The 18,474-nt window shown below is 69.8% G+C and carries 15 protein-coding genes; 8 read left to right on the top strand and 7 right to left on the bottom strand.

Annotation, left to right across the window (positions count from 1 at the left end; translation table 11 throughout):
* Nucleotides 1-243 precede the first annotated feature (243 nt).
* Entirely contained in the window at nt 244-1,443 is a 1,200-nt protein-coding gene (locus tag O5I81_RS15255) for a M48 family metallopeptidase (RefSeq protein WP_271065714.1), read from the top strand.
* Here O5I81_RS15255 and O5I81_RS15250 read toward each other — a convergent pair.
* Complete coding sequence (locus O5I81_RS15250) at nt 1,406-2,446, bottom strand: lysine-2,3-aminomutase-like protein (protein ID WP_271065713.1); 1,041 nt, start codon at nt 2,444-2,446, stop codon at nt 1,406-1,408. The genes O5I81_RS15255 and O5I81_RS15250 overlap by 38 nt on opposite strands.
* Before the next feature lie 159 nt (nt 2,447-2,605).
* Nucleotides 2,606-3,646: an EF-P lysine aminoacylase EpmA gene (gene epmA, locus O5I81_RS15245; RefSeq protein ID WP_271065712.1), complete on the bottom strand. Its 1,041-nt coding sequence runs from the start codon at nt 3,644-3,646 to the stop codon at nt 2,606-2,608.
* 130 nt (nt 3,647-3,776) lie between these two features.
* On the opposite strand from epmA, the gene efp reads away from it, so the two are divergent.
* Together efp and O5I81_RS15235 are read left to right on the top strand one after the other, a co-directional pair.
* Nucleotides 3,777-4,346: an elongation factor P gene (efp, locus tag O5I81_RS15240; RefSeq protein WP_271065711.1), complete on the top strand. Its 570-nt coding sequence runs from the start codon at nt 3,777-3,779 to the stop codon at nt 4,344-4,346.
* A gap of 67 nt (nt 4,347-4,413) precedes the next feature.
* Entirely contained in the window at nt 4,414-7,452 is a 3,039-nt protein-coding gene (locus O5I81_RS15235) for a VIT domain-containing protein (RefSeq protein WP_271065710.1), read from the top strand.
* On the opposite strand, the gene O5I81_RS15230 is transcribed toward O5I81_RS15235, so the two are convergent.
* A complete protein-coding gene (locus tag O5I81_RS15230; RefSeq protein ID WP_271065709.1) occupies nt 7,453-8,235 on the bottom strand; it encodes an SDR family NAD(P)-dependent oxidoreductase in 783 nt (260 codons plus the stop codon).
* Between the two features lie 288 nt (nt 8,236-8,523).
* Between O5I81_RS15230 and O5I81_RS15225 the strand changes: the two genes are divergently transcribed.
* From O5I81_RS15225 to O5I81_RS15210, 4 genes are read left to right on the top strand one after another with little or no spacing between them, the layout of a single operon-like run.
* On the top strand, nt 8,524-8,784 hold the full coding sequence (locus O5I81_RS15225) for an excinuclease ABC subunit B (protein WP_271065708.1): 261 nt from the start codon (nt 8,524-8,526) through the stop codon (nt 8,782-8,784).
* 44 nt (nt 8,785-8,828) lie between these two features.
* Nucleotides 8,829-9,059, top strand: coding sequence for a DUF5961 family protein (locus O5I81_RS15220; RefSeq protein ID WP_271065707.1), 231 nt, complete (start codon nt 8,829-8,831; stop codon nt 9,057-9,059).
* Between the two features lie 50 nt (nt 9,060-9,109).
* Complete coding sequence (locus tag O5I81_RS15215) at nt 9,110-9,796, top strand: response regulator transcription factor (protein WP_271065706.1); 687 nt, start codon at nt 9,110-9,112, stop codon at nt 9,794-9,796.
* Nucleotides 9,790-13,893: an ATP-binding protein gene (locus tag O5I81_RS15210; protein ID WP_271065705.1), complete on the top strand. Its 4,104-nt coding sequence runs from the start codon at nt 9,790-9,792 to the stop codon at nt 13,891-13,893. Before O5I81_RS15215 ends, O5I81_RS15210 begins: the two co-directional genes overlap by 7 nt.
* Nucleotides 13,894-13,904: 11 nt before the next feature.
* On the opposite strand, the gene O5I81_RS15205 is transcribed toward O5I81_RS15210, so the two are convergent.
* From O5I81_RS15205 to O5I81_RS15195, 3 genes are all read right to left on the bottom strand, one after another.
* Nucleotides 13,905-14,225 (bottom strand): hypothetical protein, encoded by a 321-nt coding sequence (locus O5I81_RS15205; RefSeq protein WP_271065704.1) that lies wholly within the window; start codon nt 14,223-14,225, stop codon nt 13,905-13,907.
* A gap of 86 nt (nt 14,226-14,311) precedes the next feature.
* Nucleotides 14,312-15,370, bottom strand: a complete 1,059-nt coding sequence (rsgA, locus tag O5I81_RS15200) for a ribosome small subunit-dependent GTPase A (protein ID WP_271065703.1) — start codon at nt 15,368-15,370, stop codon at nt 14,312-14,314.
* Nucleotides 15,371-15,383: 13 nt separating this feature from the next.
* On the bottom strand, nt 15,384-15,710 hold the full coding sequence (locus tag O5I81_RS15195) for a hypothetical protein (RefSeq protein WP_271065702.1): 327 nt from the start codon (nt 15,708-15,710) through the stop codon (nt 15,384-15,386).
* Between the two features lie 280 nt (nt 15,711-15,990).
* Between O5I81_RS15195 and O5I81_RS15190 the strand changes: the two genes are divergently transcribed.
* Nucleotides 15,991-16,875 carry a hypothetical protein gene (locus O5I81_RS15190; protein WP_271065701.1) on the top strand — a complete coding sequence of 295 codons (885 nt, stop codon included), beginning with the start codon at nt 15,991-15,993 and terminating at the stop codon, nt 16,873-16,875.
* A 380-nt stretch (nt 16,876-17,255) separates the two neighbouring features.
* On the opposite strand, the gene dcm is transcribed toward O5I81_RS15190, so the two are convergent.
* The gene (gene dcm / locus O5I81_RS15185) at nt 17,256-18,425 is read right to left on the bottom strand and encodes a DNA (cytosine-5-)-methyltransferase (protein WP_271065700.1); all 1,170 of its coding nucleotides are present in this window, start codon (nt 18,423-18,425) and stop codon (nt 17,256-17,258) included.
* Between the last annotated feature and the right edge of the window lie 49 nt (nt 18,426-18,474).

The raw sequence follows: 18,474 nt of genomic DNA, 5'->3' as shown, positions 1-18,474 counted from the left end.
AGTGGCTTTGGCGAGCGCTGCAAGCGAGCCAAACCGAGGGGGTCGCCCACCGGCGGTGGAACGCTAACCCCAACCGCCGGCGCGGCCCCGCCTCCTGGTCCGTCGCTCACGCTCCGAACCGTCCTCCGCCCCCTCGCGGGGGCGGAGAGCGAAACACCGTCTATCGCGTTCCACCCTGTCCGCGAATTCACCTGACAGCGCCCGCAACCCGTGCCCTCATCCGCCCAGTTCGGGGAGACACCAATGGCCACATTCGATCCAGCCGCCGAGACGGCGCGCTACCTTGCCGCCCTGCCGCCGGAGGGCCACGCCAAGGCGGTCGCCTACACGCAGGGCGGCCACTGGCTGCTCCTCTGGGGGACGCTGGTCTCCCTGGCCATCGTGTTCATCCTGCTGAAGTCCGGCGTCCTCGCCCGCCTGCGGACCCGCATCGAGGGCCGCCGCCGCCGTCCCTGGCTCACCGCCTTCCTCGTCGTCCTCGTCGCCCAGGCGATCAGCGCCGTCCTGACCCTGCCCTGGGACATCTACGCCAACTGGTGGCGCGAAAAATCCTACGGCCTGACCAGCCAGCCGCTCACCGGCTGGCTGACCGAATGGGCCATCTCGGCCGGCATGGGCCTGGTCGTCGGCTCGGTCCTGCTGATGCTGTTCTACGCCCTGCTGCGCGCCGCCCCGAAGACCTGGTGGATCTGGGGCGCCGGCCTGTCGGCGGCGGTCGGGGCCCTGCTGATCCTGGCCTCGCCCATCCTCATCGAGCCGATCTTCAACGACTACAAGCCGGCCCCGCCCGGACCGGTGCGCGACACCGTCGTCGAGATGGCCGTCGCCAACGGCATCTCGCCCGACCGCATCTTCGTCTATGACGGCTCCAAGCAATCCAACCGCTACACCGCCAACGTCTCCGGCCTGTTCGGCTCGGCCCGGGTGGCGATGAGCGACACCATGTTCAAGGCCGGCGCCGACATCGCCGAGGTGCGCGGCGTCGTCGGCCATGAGATGGGCCACTACGCCCGCTATCACATCCTCATCCAGCTGGGCCTGATGATCCCGCTGCTGATCCTGGCCTTCTTCCTGGTCGACCGGCTGTTCCCGCTGGCCACCCGCCTGCTCGGCGCCACCGATGTGCGCGGCATCAGCGACCCCGCCGGCTATCCGGTGTTCACCGCCATCCTGGTGGTGCTGGGCCTGCTCGGCACGCCGATCATGAACACCATGATCCGCACCGCCGAGGTCGACGCCGACAACTACAGCCTGCGGATCGCCCGCGAGCCCGACGGCCTGGCCAAGGCCCTGGTCAAGACCATCGAATACCGCGCCGCCAACCCCGGCAAGCTGGAGGAGATTCTGTTCTACGACCATCCCTCGGTCAGCTGGCGGGTGCGCAACGCCATGGACTGGAAGGCGGCTAATCCTTCGGCGGATAAGCCCGCGTCCGCCCGCTAGGGTCCTCGACAACGCCCTTGTCGAGATACCCCGGCCCGATGGGCACCTTGCCGTGCCCGTCGGGGATGTCGAGGATGTAGGTCGGCTGGCACAGCCCGCTGAAAGCCCCGCGCAGGGCCCGCATCACAGCCTGGCCCTCCGCGACGCTGGTGCGCAGGTGGCCGGTGCCGGGGGCCAGGTCCATCTGGTGCAGGTAATAGGGCTTGATCCGCGTCTCGACGAAGGACCGCATCAGGGCGCCCAGGGTCTCGGGATCGTCGTTGACGCCCTTGAGCAGCACCGTCTGGCTGACCATGGCGACGCCGCCATCCACCAGCCGGGCGCAGGCGGCCCGTGCCGCCGGCGTCATCTCGCGGGGATGGTTGGCGTGCAGGGCGACCCACGTCGTCTTTCCCGGCGCGCGCAGGGCGGCGACCAGCTCATCGGTCACCGCCGCCGGATCGACGACGGGAATACGGGTGTGGAAACGGACGATCTTCACATGCGGAATGGCGCTCAATCGGTCCATCGTCTCGCGCAGCCGGCGCGGCGACAGCACCAGCGGATCACCGCCGGTGACGATGACCTCCCAGATGTCCGGCCGCGCGGCGATATAGGCCATCGCCTCATCCATCTGGGCGGGGCTCATGTTGCCATGCCCCTCCGGCCCGACCATCTCGCGCCGGAAGCAGAACCGGCAGTAGACGGCGCAGGTATGGGTCAGCTTCAGCAGCACCCGGTCGGGATAGCGATGCACCAGGCCATGCACCGGCGAATGCGCCTCGTCCCCGATGGGGTCGGCCCGCTCCAGCGGGTCCGTCGTCAGTTCGTCCTCGCGCGGCAGGAACTGGGCGGCGATCGGATCGGCTGGTTCGGCCGGATCGATCAGCTCGGCCATCCCCGGCGTCACCGCCACCGCATACCGCGCCGCCACCGCCGCCAGGGTAGGCAGCCGCTCAGGCGCGATCAGGCCGGCGTCGGCCAGGTCATCCAGGGTGCGGAGGGTGCGGGTCACGCGCGCCATATGGCGCCCATTCCCCCCTCTGTCATCCTCCGGGGCCGCGCAGCGGCAACCGGGGGACCCATGGTTGGTCCGGAAAGACTCCCGGCAATCTTCACGCGGAGCGTTGGGTCCCCCGGTTCGCCCTGCGGGCGCCCGGAGGATGACAGGGTTTTGAGACTCTCACGGAACCGGCGTCCACTGCACCTGCTCGATCCGGCTCGCCCCTGTCGCCAGCATGACCAGCCGGTCAAACCCCAGCGCCGAGCCGCAGGCCTCCGGCATCACGGCCAGCGCGAGGTGCAGCTCCTCATCGATCGGATAACGCTCGCCATAGACCCGCGCCTTCTCGTCCATCTCGATCTCGAACCGCCGCCGCTGCTCGGCCGGGTCGGTCAGCTCCCCGAACGCATTGGCCAGCTCCACCCCGCAGGCATAGAGCTCGAACCGCTCCGCCACCCGGGGATCGCCCGCCTTCGGCCGGGCCAGCGCCGCCTCGCTGATGGGGTATTCGCAGAGGATCGTCGCCCGCCCGACGCCCAGCCTCGGCTCGACCTTCTCGACCAGGAGCCGGCTGAACACATCGGCCCAGGTATCATCGTCCGCCACCCGCACCCCGGCCGCCGTCGCCTGCGCCGCCAGCCCGTCCCGGTCCGTCCCGCCGCCGGCCTCCACCGTGCTCAGCAGGTCGACTCCCGCGAACCGAGCCAGCGCCTCCGCCACCGTCACCCGCTCAGGCTCCGCGAACGGATCCACCTGCAAACCTCGGAACGAGAACGCCTTTGTCCCCGCCGTCTCCGCTGCCAGCTTCAGCAACCCGGCGCAATCCTCCATCAACTGCTCGTAAGGCTCGCCCGTCCGATACCACTCCAGCATCGTGAACTCGGGACTGTGCAGCGGCCCCCGCTCGCGATTGCGCCACACCCGGGCCAGGTCGAAGATCCGCGTCTCCCCCGCCGCCAGCAGTTTCTTGGCCGCGAACTCCGGCGAGGTGTGCAGGTACAGCCTCGTCCGCTCGCCCCCTGTTGTGATGGCCTCCGTCGCGAACCCGTGCAGGTGTGCCTCATTGCCCGGGGAGACGTTCAGCGCCGCCGCCTCCACCTCGGTGAAGTCCCGCGCGCCGAACCATCCGCGCACGGCGGCGGTGATCCGGTTACGGGCGATCAAGAAGGGCCGGCGGTCGGCGTGGCGGTCCTTGTCCCACCAGGGGGAGGGGAGGGTCATCGGGTGGCTCCTGCCCAAGGCTGGCGGATTCGCTCGGGACCCTATAGAGAGCGGCCCCAACAGGTTTCAACGGAATCGAGCCTCAGTCCCTTTTCTGAAGGGCGGCTCTGTTCCCGCCCAAGAGGATAGCATGCCCAAGGTTGCCGCCAGCTCGCTGCGCAAAGGTTCGGTCGTCGATGTCGACGGCAAGCTCTACGTCGTCCTGCAGGTGGAGAACATCCACCCCGGCAAGGGCACCCCGGTCACCCAGCTCGACATGCGCCGCATCACCGACGGCGTGAAGGTCTCCGAACGCTACCGCACGACCGAGCAGGTCGAGCGCGCCTTCGTCGACGAACGCGAGCACACCTTCCTGTACCAGGACGGCGAGGGCTACCACTTCATGAACCCCGAGACCTTCGACCAGTACGTGGTCTCGCCGGAAACCGTCGGCGACAAGGGTGTCTGGCTGGCCGAAGGCATGCCCGTCTTCCTGTCGCTGCACGAAGGCAACCCCCTGGCTATCGAACTGCCGGCCCGCGCCACCTACGAGATCGTCGAGACCGAGCCGGCCATGAAGGGCCAGACGGCCTCGTCCTCCTACAAGCCGGCCATCCTCAACAACGGCGCCCGGATCATGATCCCGCCCTACATCGCCACCGGCACCCGCGTCGTCGTCCTGCTCGAAGACGGCAGCTACTACGAGCGCGCCAAGGACTAACTGCCGCTTTGGCTTGACGCACGTCTGTAAAACACCCACCCTCGGGCTAACAGTGCAGGGGGGTGTCATGGCTTGGCGTAAGGGTTGGCTGGGACTGGCGGGGCTGGTTCTGGCGTTCGGCATCGGCAATGCGGCTCCCGCCGCCGATGCGGCCAAGGCGTTGAATCCCCAGCTTTCCGCCGAGAAGCTTGGTGTCAAAGGCGACAACGCCGACCTGCGCATCGCCCGCATGGACATCAGCGTCGAGATCGTCGGCGCCGCTGCCGTAACAACTGTTACGGCCACCTTCGCCAACCCCGGCTCGATCCCGCTGGAAGGCGACTTCACCCTCGACCTGCCGGCCGGATCGCTGATTACCGGCTACGCCCTCGACGTGAACGGCCAGATGCGCCCCGGGGTGCTGGTCGGCCAGCGCAAGGCCGAGCAGGCCTATGAGGCGACCGTCCGCCGCCGGGTCGATCCCGGCATCGCCCAGGTCACCCGCAACAACGCCTTCCGCACCCACGTCTATCCGATCTTCCCGGGGTCCGGCCGCACCATCCAGCTGACGTTCGCGACCCCGCTGTCGGCCGACCGGCCCTATGTCCTGCCGCTGGTCACCGGCCAGCCCCTGGGCGAGGGCAAGATCGAGGTGACCGCGCGCGGCGTGTCGCCGCCGAAGGTGACCTTCCCGGACAGCAAGGTCGTCAACATCGGGGTCAGCAAGGAAGGCCGGATGACCTTCGCCACGACCTGGAAGGCTGTGGCCCTGGACGGCGCCCTGACCATTGCCGACGCCCTGCCCGAACAGGCGATGACCGTCACCCACCACAGCTCGGGCGACGACCTCTTCGACATCGTCGATACCGCGCCGGCCCCCAAGGCTTCCGAGCCGCCGCGCAGCGTCCGTGTCTACTGGGACCGCTCGCTGTCGCGCCGCGACGACGACCTGACCCGCGAGACGGCTTTCCTGACCCGCTATCTGTCAGAGGCCAAACCGGCCAACATCGAACTGGTCACCTTTGCCAGTGACGCCCCGGTCCGCCGCGGCTTCACCTCGGCCGCCGAGGTCGAGACCGCCCTGAAGGCCGTCCGCTACAACGGCGCCACCTCGCTGGCCGGGGTGCTGGAACGGGCCGAGCCGGCCGCCGACGTCTGCCTGCTGTTCACCGACGGCCGCATCACCCTGGACGCCTGGAAGGCCCAGCGGCTGCGCTGCACCCTGGTGACCGTCTCCACCGCGCCGGACGCCGATCCGGCCCGCCTGTCGGCCCTGGCCCGCCGCTCGGACGGCTTCCACATCGACCTCGCCGGCGCCGATCCGGCCGTGGCGGTGGGGCGCCTGTCCAGCCTGCGCCGCGTCGTCGAGGATATCACCGACGCCTCGGGCGAGCCGCTCGAAGCCGTGGTCCTGCGCGACGAGGGTGGCGCCTTCCGCATCGTCGGTCTGGCCCAGCCGGGCGAGGTGGTTGTCAAGCTGCGCGGCGGCGAGGCGCGCCGTTACCAGCGGAGCGTGGGCGGCATCGCCGATCACGACGCGGCCGGCGCCTTCTGGGGCGCCCGCGCCGTCGCCGACGCCGACCTCAACGACAAGCCCGACCAGGACAGGCTGATCGCCCTGGCCCGCCGCTACAGCGTCGCCACCCCGGCCGCCGCCTTCATCGTTCTGGAGACGATCAACGACTATGCCCAGGCCGGCATCGATCCGCCGGAGTCGCTGGGCAAGGAGCAGTTGGCCCAGTACCGCTCGATGACAGAGGGCAAGGCCGCCATGGAGCAGCGCAGGCAGGACGCGCGGCTGGATCAGGTGATCGCCATGTGGGACGCCCAGAAGGTCTGGTGGAAGGCCGAGCACAAGCCCGTCAAGGTCAAGGCCAGGCGTCGCGATGATGCCGATGGGCCGGCCTCCGCGGAGTCCGCGGCGCTCGAGGCCCCGCCGCCGCCGCCGCCGCCGCCGGCGCCTCCTCCCCCCGCGCCACCCCCTCCGCCCATCGCGGGTTCCGACGATGACGGCAGTGTGGGCGAGATGGTGATCACCAGCGCGCGCCGGGAGGAGTCGATCCAGGATTCGCCCGGCGGCGTCACCGGTGGACGAGTTCCCGCCGCTATGAGCCGGCCTCGTCCCCCTTCCGGCGAGCCTGACCGCAAGGTGATCACCGTCGAGGTGGCCGCCTGGAACCCCGACCGGCCCTACCTGCAGGCGCTCGACGCCAAGGGCGCCGACTTCGACACCGTCTTCGCCGAACAACAGGCCAAACACGGCGATCTGCCGGCCTTCTATCTCGACGTCGCTGAGTGGCTGTTCCGCAATGACCGCAAGGCCGAGGCCATCCAGATGGCGCTCAGCGCCCTCGACATGCCGCAGGCCAACACCGCCACCCTGATCATCGTCGCCGACCGGATGATGCGCTATGGCGACACCGCCCGGGGCCTGTGGCTCTACGACCGCATCGCCTGGATGGAGCCGGACCGGCCCCAGCCGCACCGCAACCTGGCCCTGGCCCTCATCGCCGCCGCCGACCAGCCCGGCGTCTCGCCCCAGCTGCGCCGGGCCCGCTATGAGCAAGCGGCCGGCTTGTTGAACAAGGTCATCACCACGCCCTGGAGCGAGGCCTACAACGGCATCGAGATCATCTCGTTGATGGAGGCCAACGCCCTGGTCCCCAAACTCAAGGCCGTCGGCGGCAAGAGCCCGCTCGATCCGCGCCTTGTCGCTTTGCTCGACGTCGATATCCGCGTTGTGCTGGAGTGGAACACCGACGCCTCGGACATGGACCTGTGGGTCGGTGAACCCAGCGGCGAGACGGCCAAGTACAGCTTCCCCAAGACGGCCATCGGCGGCCGCATGTCCGACGATATGACCGCCGGCTTCGGGCCTGAGGAATACCTGCTGCGCAAGTCGCCCAACGGCCAGTACGAGATCCGCGTCCACGTCTACCGGCCCGACACGATCGATCCCAACGGCTCGACCACCGTCCGCGCCCTGCTGTTCAGAAGTTACGGCCGGCCGGACCAGACGGTCGAACGCCTGGAGATCGACCTGGCCGGCGCCAAGGAAGCCGGGCCCCGGATGATCGGCAAGTTCAGGGTCGGGCCGAGGCCGGCGAAGACGCCGGCCGAGGAGTAGCTACCGCGGCTGCATGCGGATGGCGCCGTCCAGGCGGATGTCCTCGCCGTTCAGGTAGTTGTTGGTGACCATCTCATGCGCCAGCTCGGCGTACTCCTCCGGGCGGCCCAGTCGTTTGGGGAAGGGCACCGAGGCCGACAGGGCGGCCTTCACATGCTCCGGCGCGCGGCCCAGCAGGGGGGTGTCGAAGATGCCGGGCAGGATGGTGTTGCAGCGGATGCCTTCGCTCGACAGGTCCCGCGCCACGGTCAGGGTCAGGCCGACGATGCCGGCCTTGGAGGCGGTGTAGGCCACCTGGCCGATCTGGCCGTCCTCGGCCGCGACGGACGCGGTGTTGACGATGGCGCCCCGGTCGCCGTCTTCCAGCGGCTCCAGGGTCAGCATGCCGGCCGCGCTGCGGGTGATGCAGCGGAAGGTGGCGACCAGGTTGATCTGCAGGATGCGCTCGAAGTTCTCGAGCGGGTATTCCTTGATCTCGCGGGTTTCGCGATCGCGGCTGACCGTCTTGGCGCCGCCGCCGACCCCGGCGCAGTTGATCAGGATGCGCTCTTGCCCGTGGGCGGCGCGGGCCTTCTCGAAGGCGGCGGTGACCTGGGCGTCGTCGGCGACGTTGACCTGGCAGAAGGTCCCGCCGATCTCTTTCGCCAGCGCTTCGCCGGCCTCGGCATTGAGGTCGAAGATGGCGACCCGGACACCGTCGGCGGCCAGGCGGCGGGCCGTCGCCGCGCCAAGGCCGGAAGCCCCGCCGGTGACCACGGCGGCAATGGAGGAATCGAGTTTCATGGCGCGTCTCCTGAAATGTTGGAGATGCTGTAAGCACAGGGAGAGAAGGGCGTCGACCGTGACCCAGCGGCAGGCGGCTCGGAGCGTGGCCGCGCCGGCGCCGTGGCCCGTTCCCCCGAACGCACCGTTTGCCGGCGCCGCGGCAATGCGCGGCCACACCCGTCACGGCTGGTTCGCCGTCGCCGTGGTGAAGGGAAGCTACTCGCCGGTACGGCCAAGCCAATCCCCATTTGCGGTATATCGTTCGGATCGGCCGGACCCGAATGCGGAGCCGCGCGTTTCCCGCCCATGCCGACTCGCCTCGATCTTATCGCCACCTTCCAGGAACAGCTGGGCCGCGCCCTTCAGGCTGGCGACAATGAGCGGGCGGCGGCGCTGCAGAGCCGGCTCACCGAACTGGAGAGTGGCCAGGCCTCCTATCTGCGGCCGCAGCAACCCGGGGCCATGGGCCTGGGAACCAGCGACGAGGTTCCCCGCCGCCCGGCCGGCTGGAAGCCGCCCAAGCGGCCCGATCCGATGACCAGTGGCCATTCGCGTCGTCGGGGCTGAATCCATTCCGCGCGCCGCGCGTTGAAGGGGCTGGAGGCAACACAATGTCCGAGACCCGCCCGTTCATGGTCCACACCGCCGACGACGGCCGTGACGCCGGACACACCGTCCGAGCCGAAACGGTCGAGGACGCCGCCTTCGCCTTCGTCGATCGCTGGCATCCGCCGGTGGATGCCTCCGGCGACGTCACCCTGATGGTCACCGACTGCGAGACCGGCCGGCGCGAGTGCCTGCGGCTCGACCTCTCCGACGGAACCGCCGCGCCCTGTGACTGATTGCGCGCGCGCCGCGCATCGGCCACCCTGTCCCCCAGTGGGGGAGCGTCATGTCGCGTCAGCGTCTGATTGTCGTCGAGGATGAGGCGCCGTTGCGCGATCTGTACGCGCGGGCGCTGGAGCAGGCCGGCTATCAGGTGCGCACGGCTGGCGGAGCCCAGGCCTGCCGCCATCTGCTGCGCGAGGGACCCGCCGACTGCCTGCTGCTCGACATCGGCCTGCCCGACCTCGACGGCCTGTCGCTGGCCGCCGAATTCACCGACACGCCGGACCTGGGGCTGATCATCGTCTCTCGCCGTGACGCGCCGGAGGACCGTATCGCCGCGCTCGAACTGGGCTGCGACGACTACATCACCAAGCCGGTGCACCTGGGCGAACTCTGCGCCCGGGTCATGGCCGTCCTGCGCCGCCGCAGCCCGCGTCGCAAGCTGGCGCTGGGGCCGTTCCGCATGGACTTGGAAGCCCACGCGCTCAGCGCCGACGGCGCCGATATCCCCCTGACCCGGGGCGAGTTCGCCATCCTCGCCCTGCTGGTCGCGGCCGGCGGCAAGGTGGTGGCCCGCGAGGCCCTGTTCGAACGGATCAGCCGTAAACCCGACGACGGCGACCTGCGCACCGTCGACATCCTGGTCAGCCGCATCCGCCGCAAGACCGCTGAGACCGCCGGCGGCGAGCGGCTGATCGTCACCGCTCCGGGTTTCGGCTATCGCACCGGCCTCGAAGCGGTCGAATGCTAGAGGCGCTAAATATCGGGCGAGAGGCCGAGCGCCATCGCCTGATGGACGCCCTGGCCGATCCCGCTGTTCGCCTCATCGTCCTGCGCGGCGAGGCCGGGGCCGGCAAGACCGCCTTGGCCCGCGAAGCCATGCAGGCCGCCGCCGAACAGGAAGCCCTCGTCGCCCTCGGAAAGCACGCCGAAGGCGAAGCCGGCGTCCGCGCCGCCGGCCAGGCCCTCAGCCAGCTGCTCGATCAGGCTCTCGAACAGCTGCACGATCCCGAGGCCGGCTTTGCCTCCCTGCGCCAGGCGCTGGGCCCTGCCGCCTCGGTCCTTGCCGCCCTTGATCCCGCCTTTGGCCATGACGAGGCTCCGTCCGGCGCCCCGCTCACCGCCGAGGCCGCCGCCGAGCGTCTGGCCTTCGCCGCCATCCGCTTCCTGCGCTGGGTGGCCGGCCTCGGCCTGCCCATCCTGCTGGTGCTCGACGACTGGGGCCGCGCCCGGGGGCAGGCCGCCTTTCTCTACGAGCGCCTGGCCCGCGAACCGGATCTGCCCGGCGTCACCCTAATCGCCACCGAGCGCAGCGGCGAGGAATCGGCCACCGCCGGCGACCTCACCCTCGAGCTCGGCCCGCTCAGCCGTGAGGCCCTGCATGCCATCGCCGCCGCCCGGCTGGACGGCGACGCCGTCACCGCCTCCGCCGTCCTTGCCCTCTGGCCGGGGCCGGTCACACCGCTCGCTCTGATCCAGGGCTTTGCCGCCTTGACCGAGGCCGGCGCCCTCACGCGCACGGTCACCGGCTGGCGCTTCGACCGCGCCGCCGGAGCCGCTGCTCTGGGCCAGGACGCCGCCCAGCTGCTCCTCGCCCGTGTCGTTGGCGCGGCGCCCGACCTGCGTTGCCTGCTCGACGCCATCGCCGTCTACGGCGACGCCGCTCCCCGCGCCGCGCTCGAAGCCGTCTGCGACCTGGCCGAGCGCGGCCCGCCGGCCCTCAGCGCCCTCGCCGCCGAGGGCTTGATCGAGCTGACCCCCACCCAGGCGCGCTTCCGCCACGACACCATCCGCGCCGCCGTCCTGGCCAGCCTGAAGACGCCCGCCCGCCGCCGCCTGGCCGGCCTATGGGCCGAGCATCTTCGTCGCACCCCGGCTGCCGACCTCGAGACCATGCTCCGCCTGCGCCTGGAAGCGGGCGCCGCCGGCATCAGCCCCGACTGGGCGCCTCTGTTCACCGCCGGGGCCGCCGCCGCCCGCACCACCGGCGCCTCGACCCAGGCCCGCGACTTCGCCGCCGCCGCCCTCAAGCTGGAGGAAGACGCCCATCAGGCCAGCTACGCCGCCGCCCGCGAGGCCGGTCTTGCCGCCGTGCAGGAGGGCGATCTCGCCGCCGGCCAGGAGCTGGCCACGCTGATGGACGCCCGCGCCGACAGCGACGCCCAGCGCCTGGAAGCCGCCGAAACCGCCGTCTTCGCCGCCCGCCTGTCCGGCGACCACGCCCGGGCCTTCCAGCTCGGCCGCGCCGCCGTCCGCCGCTTCGGCCTGTTCGCGCCAGAGAAGGCTTCGCTGCCCGGCATCCTCGCCGCCCTCGTCAGCCTGCGCCTGACTCCCGACACCGCCCCGGCCCGGCGGCCAAGCCAGGGCGCCGCCGCCCACCGCCTGCTCAATACGCTGGGCGCCATCGCCTTCGAGCGCGACCCGGCCATCGCCGTCGTCATGGCGGCCCGCAGCGCCACCCATCCGGCCCTGCGCGGCGGCCCCTTCGCCTCGGCCCTGCGCTGCATGCTCGCCTGCCTGACCGGCGACTGGGCCTCCGCCAGCCGCTGGGGCGAGACCACCTTCGCCCGCCTGGACAGCGACGAGCCGCTGCGCGCCGCCGCCATGCAGCTGGCCCTGCAGTTCGGCCTCGGCCTGACCATCGACGCACCCCGCCAGATGCAGGAAGCCACCCGCCTCCAGGCCCTCGCCCTGGCCGAGGGCGACCTCGGCGTCGCCGCCTACGCCAACCGCGACCGGGCGCTGGCCTCGATGCGCATGCCGATCACGCTTGCCGCCCACCGCCGTGTCCTCGCCGAGTGCAAGGCCAACGCCGCCCGCTTCCAGGATCAGGCCACCGAACCGCTGATCGACGCCCTCACCCAGATGGCCCTCAACCTGGCCGAAGGCGGACCCGAGCCCTGGCGGCTGGCCGGCGAGGTCTTCGACAGCCCCGCCTTCGAGCAGACCTGCGGCCCGGACCTCGAACGCGTCGCCATGGCCTGCATGACCTTCGAGGCCCTCCTGGCCAACGCCTTCGGCGCCTGGGAGACCACCCTCTCGGTCTGGACCCGCATGGGGACCCGCTTCGACAGCCTCAAGCACCATCCGGTCACCGCCATCTGGGCTTTCCACTGCGGCCTGGCTCGGGCCCGGCTGGGCCTGCCGATCCGCGGCTGGGAGACCTTCGTCGTCGACCGTTGCGCCCGGTTCAATACGGTCTCCTACGCCCACCGCGCCCTGGCCCTGAAGGCCGAGACCCAGCTGCGCAGGGGCAAGGCCGCCGCCGCCATGACCACCTACGAGGCCGCCGTCATGGCCGCCGCCCGCTCCGGCTTCCCGATGGAGCAGGGCGTCGTCGCCGTCGCCGCCCGGGCCGCCGCCCTGCAGGCCGGCCGCCCGGACCTCGCCCGGCGCTTCGCCGCCGCCGAACAGACCGCCTGGCGCACGCTCGGGGCCGACGCCATGCTCGGTGACGCTCCCCGGACGTCCACCCAAGCCCCGACCACGGACGAATCCTCCGCGGCCTTGGCGAAGGAGGACAGAGCCGGCCGCGCCAAGACCCGCCTGCTGGCCGGCGCCGCCCATGAGCTGCGCACCCCGATGCAGGGCATCCAGGGCCTGCTCGACCTCGCCGCCGACGACCCGGCCACCCTCGACGTCACCCGCCTGCGCGAAGCCTTCGGCTCCCTCAGCGCCGTGGTCGACGACCTCACCGACCTGGGCGCCGTCGAGGCCGAGCGCGTGGCCATCGTCGAGGCCGGGTTCGCGCCCCTGCGGCTGGCGCAAACCGAACTGCAGCTGGCCGCCGCCGACGCCGCCCGCCGGGGCAGGGCGCTGCGCCTGGAAACGGACGGCGATGTCGCCTTGGCCGCCCTCGGCGACGCCGGCCGCATCGGCCAGATCGTCCGCAACCTGCTGACCAACGCCCTGCGCTATGGCGACGGCGAGACCGTGCTGCGCATCGCCGCCTCGCCGGCCGAGCTCACTTTCGAAGTCCTCGACCACGGCCCCGGCCTCACCGCCGCCGACCAGACCCGCCTGTTCCAGCCCTTCGTGCGCGGCGACGCCTCGGATCGCGCCGAAGGCACGGGTCTCGGCCTCTCCCTCTCGCGCCGCCTCGCCCGCCGCATGGGCGGCGAGCTGACCGGCGACAACCGGCCGGGCGGCGGCGCGGTCTTCACGCTGAGCCTGCCCCTGCGCCGTCCGGGGGCGAGCCCGGACGCCGCACCCCCGCGAAGCTTCAGCGGACCCGCGCTCACCATCCTCCTCGCCGAAGACACCGAGCTGTCGCGCGACACCCTGACCCGCCTGCTGCAACGCCAGGGCCACAGCGTCACCGCCGTCGAGGACGGCCCCGCCGCCCTGGCCGCCGCCCGCGCCGCGCCTTTCGACCTGTTGATCATGGATGTCCGCATGCCCGGCCTCGACGGCCCCCAGGCCCTGGCCCAGCTGCGCGGGGAGGGGATCGCCACCCCGGCCCTGATCCTCACCGCCTCGGTGGATGAGCCGCTGGCCCGCCGCCTGGCCGGCCTCGATCCCGTCCGCCTGGCCCGCAAGCCGCTGACCGCCGCCCAACTCGCCCACCTGGCCAATTTCGCGGAAATCGACAGCCTCGACGCCGTCCTCGGCGAAGACGCCCCCGCCGCCCGCGCTCGGGCCGCCGCCGTCCTGCGCCAGCGCGCCGCCGAGGTCCTCGCCTGGCCGACCACCGGCCTCGCCGCCGCCCGGGAAGCCGCCCACGCCGCCGCTGGCGTCGCCGCCCAGTTCGGCCTCACGCAGCAGGAAGCCGCCTTCGCCGCCGCCGAACAGGCGACCGACGAGGCGGCGATGGCCTCAGCCTGTCAGGCCCTCAGCCGTTTTCTGTGACCGGCGCGGCCTTAAGCGGGCTCGCCCTCGCCCTCATGGAACTCGTCGGCCGGCACGAACGACGCTCCGTCGTCGTCCAGCACCCACACCCCGACGAACGCCGCATGCTCCGGCGTCAGCTCCTCGTCCAGCAGGTCGCCCTCATAGAGCCCGACATTGCTGTAGTCGAAGTCCAGCGACAGCTGATGCGCATAGCCCACCATCTCCTCGGCCATGCGCCGCGAATAGCCCAGCGCCTCGCTCAGATCGCCGAACTGGTCGGTCAGGGTGCTGACCTCCGCCGCATCGCTGCCTTGGGTGGCGCTGGTGGTGACGATAGTGAATGCGGGCATGGGAGGGCCTCTCGGGGCTGAAACAATCCCCCACCTAACCTGATCCCGGCCCCAGCGGGTCGATAATATCAAAAAACTTGTGGACCTCAGTCCTGGTCGCGCCCGGCCCGCTTGCCGTCTCGGTGCCGTTTGGCCACCCGCCGCGCGGCGTCCTTGGCCGACTGTTCGCTCTTGGCCTCCACCGCCGCCAGCTCCTGCCCCAGCTTCAGGAACGAGGCCCAGCGCCCGGCGTCCAGCGCCCCGCTGTCCAGCGCCGCCCGCACCGCGCACCCAGGCTCGCCGCCATGGCCGCAATCGCTGAACCGACAGGCCGCGATCAGCGCCTCGACATCCTCGAACGCCGCCTCCAGCCCCTCGTCGTCGCCGATCAGCCCCAGCTCCCGCATCCCGGGCGTGTCGACGATCAGCCCGCCGCCGGGCAGCCGCACCAGCTCCCGGTGGCTGGTCGTATGGCGCCCATGGTCGTCCCCGGAGCGGATTTCCCCCGTCGCCATCCGCGCCTCGCCCAGAAAGGCGTTGACCAGCGTCGACTTGCCCACCCCGGACGAGCCGATCAGCACACAGGTCTCCCCGACCCCGACATGGGCCAGCAGCGCCTCCAGCCCCATCCCCTGCCGGGCCGAGACCACCACCACCGGGCAATCCCCGGCCAGCGCCGCGACGGCCGCCGTCTGCCCGGCCACATCCTCACAGAGGTCGGCCTTGGTCAGCACCACCACCGGCCGCGCCCCGCTCTGCCAGGCGGCGGCCAGGTAGCGCTCGATCCGCCGCGCGTTGAGGTCGGCGTTCATCGAGGCGACGATGAAGGCCACGTCGATATTGCCGGCGATGACCTGCACCTCGGCCGCGCTGTGCGCCGCCCGTCGCACGAAGGCCGTCCGCCGGGGCAGCACCGCATGGATGGTGGCGTCGCCCTTGGACGCGTTCAACGACAATGCCACCCAGTCGCCCACCGCCGGCGGCCCGTCATCCCCCGCCTCATGGTGCAGCCGCCCCGACGCCTTGGCCCGAACCTCGCCCCGGTCGGTGACCACCAGATAGCCGTTGCGCTGCTGCACCACGACCCGCCCGGGCAGATGGCCGGCCCGCGCGTGCGGCGCAAAGGCGCCGGCCAGCCGCTCGGACCATCCATAGGCGGCGATCACGTCCTGCCCCCGGTCACGCTCCGGTCTCGTCCACGACGATGGTCACCGTCTTGCCCCGCGACAGCGGCTCCCACCCGGCCTGCAGGGCCGAGGCGATGGCCCGCGCCACCAGTTCGGTATCGATCGCCGCAACCTTCAGCATCGGCGCCCCGAACTTCGGCTGCCGCCCGGCCGGAAACTCGACCACCGCCTCGCGCTGGCCCTCGGCGTGGCGCAGGGCCAGCGCCATGCCGCGAAACTCGTTGGCGTCGCTCGACCACTGCGGCTGCCGATGCAACCGCCAAAGGTAGGGGTCTCCACCGACCTCGATCTCAAACTCGGGAACCTGCTTGCGCGCCATGGGAAGGCATTACCCCGACTGGGGCCCGGCAACCACCCCGGCAGGAAGGCCTTATCCAACTCCCCTCTCCCGGACGGGCGCGCGGCTGGACGATCCTCTGAGGTCGATGGGTGGTTTGGGGATGTGGTCATGGGCACTCTGGGGGGGAAGCGGGCGAAAGCGGGACGTGACAGCTTCTGGATCGCCGTGAGTCGCTCGGCTTTACCGGACCAACCTGACTGCGCACAAAAAAGTCCCCGCTTCAGGTCTGGATCGACACGGCGCGCGCAGGCCGATAGCTATGGGCGATGCCGCTTCGCTCTTCGGCAATGGAACATCCATGTACGGTCCCGACATTCTGGTGCGAACGCTCAGCAAGCCGACCAGGGCGGATCGATACGGACATCGCTGGCAGTACCATTCTCGCAGTGATCACCATTCCAAGGTCGCTTGCTGGGGCATCATTTTCGATCTGATGCGGGTGACACCGCTCCTTCGCCGCCATGTCGAAGCCGGCGTCGTGTGGTTCGGCATCAATCACGAGATGCGGGATTTCGTGCACGACCGAAAGAAGAACCTGGATGTCGTGTTGTGCACCGGAACGACCGGCCCTTCGGGTTCACCGCAAACGTTGACCAGCTTGGCGAAAGACTACGACATCGAATTGCTTCCAGACGAGGCGGCCGAACTCGCAGGACTGCCAGTGCTGCGACGGGCTCCTGTTGGTGCGGTGCTGATGGCGCTGGAGGCCAAGGCTTGCATGACTGCTCATCAACGAGCCCTGCCTCGACTGTATGACGAGCTCAACTCATCCCACCTTACCGTGCATGGCGCGACGGATCAGGCAATCGCCGCGGGTTTTGCGATGATCAACGTCGCTGAACGATATCTGAGCCCCGACTTGAACAAGAAGAACCTTGGGACGGATCCGGAGTGGAGCACCCACAACCAACCACGAGACGCAACGCTTGCGGTCGACAAGATTCGCCAGCTACCGAAACGATCCAAGCCTGGCGACACGGGCTACGACGCCTTGGCCATCGTCGTGATTGATTGTCCCAACGACGGTACGCCCGTCAAACTCGTCGAAGCGCCACCGTCACCGTCGCCCGGTGACATCTACGCCTACGCCTCAATGATTGATCGGCTGTCCCATATCTACGCGACGCGGTTCAAGGATCTTTGAGACCCGCCCATGGGCGGCCTCGACCTCACATTCCCAAATCAAAGCAACGCGAAACCCGTGCCTCCGCAGCGCAAGGATGGCTGCGGCGTCGCGCTTTCGATTCCGCGCAAACTTCTCGCTCCAGAACGCGGCATTGGATTTTGGTTTCGTCGCCTTCGGGCAACCTCGATGAGCATGCCAGAAGCAACCGTGGACAAAGATAGCCCAGCGCCGACGACCGTTGGCGAAGTCTGGCGAGCCAGGCAACCGCCTGACGTTCTTGCGGTAGCTAGCGCCCAGCAAGCGGAGGATCGACGCGATTTGGCGTTCCGGCTTCGTATCCTTCTGGCGCTGACGCGCCAGTCTGCGCCCGTGCTGCGAGTCGCCGGCAGAAGGCGTCTTCACTCCGCCGCAAGTTGGGCATAGCGCCCGCCCGGCTGAGCAGCCGAGACTGCCGCCAGATGGCTGCGTATCCGGTCTTGGAAGCCGGGCGCGAAACGCAGTGAGCTTCGTTCCGTACGCTCAAGGAACCCCTTGGTCGCTCGAATAGACAATGGCTTGCCGGGGTACTTCAGGAAATCCGTCAGAGCTTCCCTCTGTTTCCAGACAGGATACGCTCCAATCTCGACGGCCTTGCGGGAAGTCCCGTCGAACCTGGCCGCAGCTGGCCATGAGCCAGAGCTCCGCAATACCTTGTCCCGTGAAACCTCGTAGTGTCCAGGCGAGGTCAATTTCTCCCCGAGCCAACGCGCCACTGGTGTCGAAACAGCGTTTCCCACCAAGGACCATCGCATGGATGCACGCCCGGCTTCTGCGGCGGGAAGTGTCCAGTCCTCGTCGAACCCTTGCAGGCGCTCCGCGTCCCGGATGTCTGGCGTCACCACCAGGCCACTGGGCAGCAAAATCGCAGGCGGGGAGGGGATCCCGATCGTCGACCCGTTCTTGAGCGTCGGAATCGCGTCGGGCGCCCACCCCAGGCCGCGAATGCCTTCAGTCCAATAGAAGCCGTGCGCGTTCACCCCGAGGGCGGTATCCGCCAAAACGGGATCGGCTTCGTCGACCAGCACGACATCGGCAGGATCGGCGTCAGTACAGGTAGCGACGAACAACACGCGATTGCGGCGTTGCGGCAGAAACGCGTGGGTGTTTACGACCCGATATGCCCAGCGATAACCCCGTGTTTCGAACGCCTCGACCAACGTCGCCATCGCGCGCCCTTGGTCCAGTTGGAGCATAAAGGACACATTCTCCAAGACGACCCACGGCACCTTGCGCGCATCCAACAGCCGATAGATCTGGTCGACGAGTCCTGATCGCTTTCCCCCAATGCCCGCAGTGCGACCGGCTTGGCTGAGGTCCTGACAGGGAAAACCACCAACCAGCAGTTCGACGTCGTTGGGCAATGAGTTCAACGACCGCACGTCCCGTTCGCAGGGCACGCCGGGGAAGCGCGCCGCAAGGACGGCACGAGCGGGCTCCCAAATCTCGCAGAACATTGCAGCCTCATGGCCGGACGCGGCCAAGCCGACCTCGAGCCCTCCGATTCCGGCGAACAGTCCCGCAACTTTCAAGCGTGTGGCTCCTGATCAATCATCGCCGCGATTCCTTGTAAGAGTCGCC

The organism is Caulobacter sp. NIBR1757 (assembly GCF_027912495.1).
Classification (GTDB): domain Bacteria; phylum Pseudomonadota; class Alphaproteobacteria; order Caulobacterales; family Caulobacteraceae; genus Caulobacter.
Note: the sequence above shows the minus strand (reverse complement) of the source record. Positions and strands in the feature narration are given on the sequence as shown.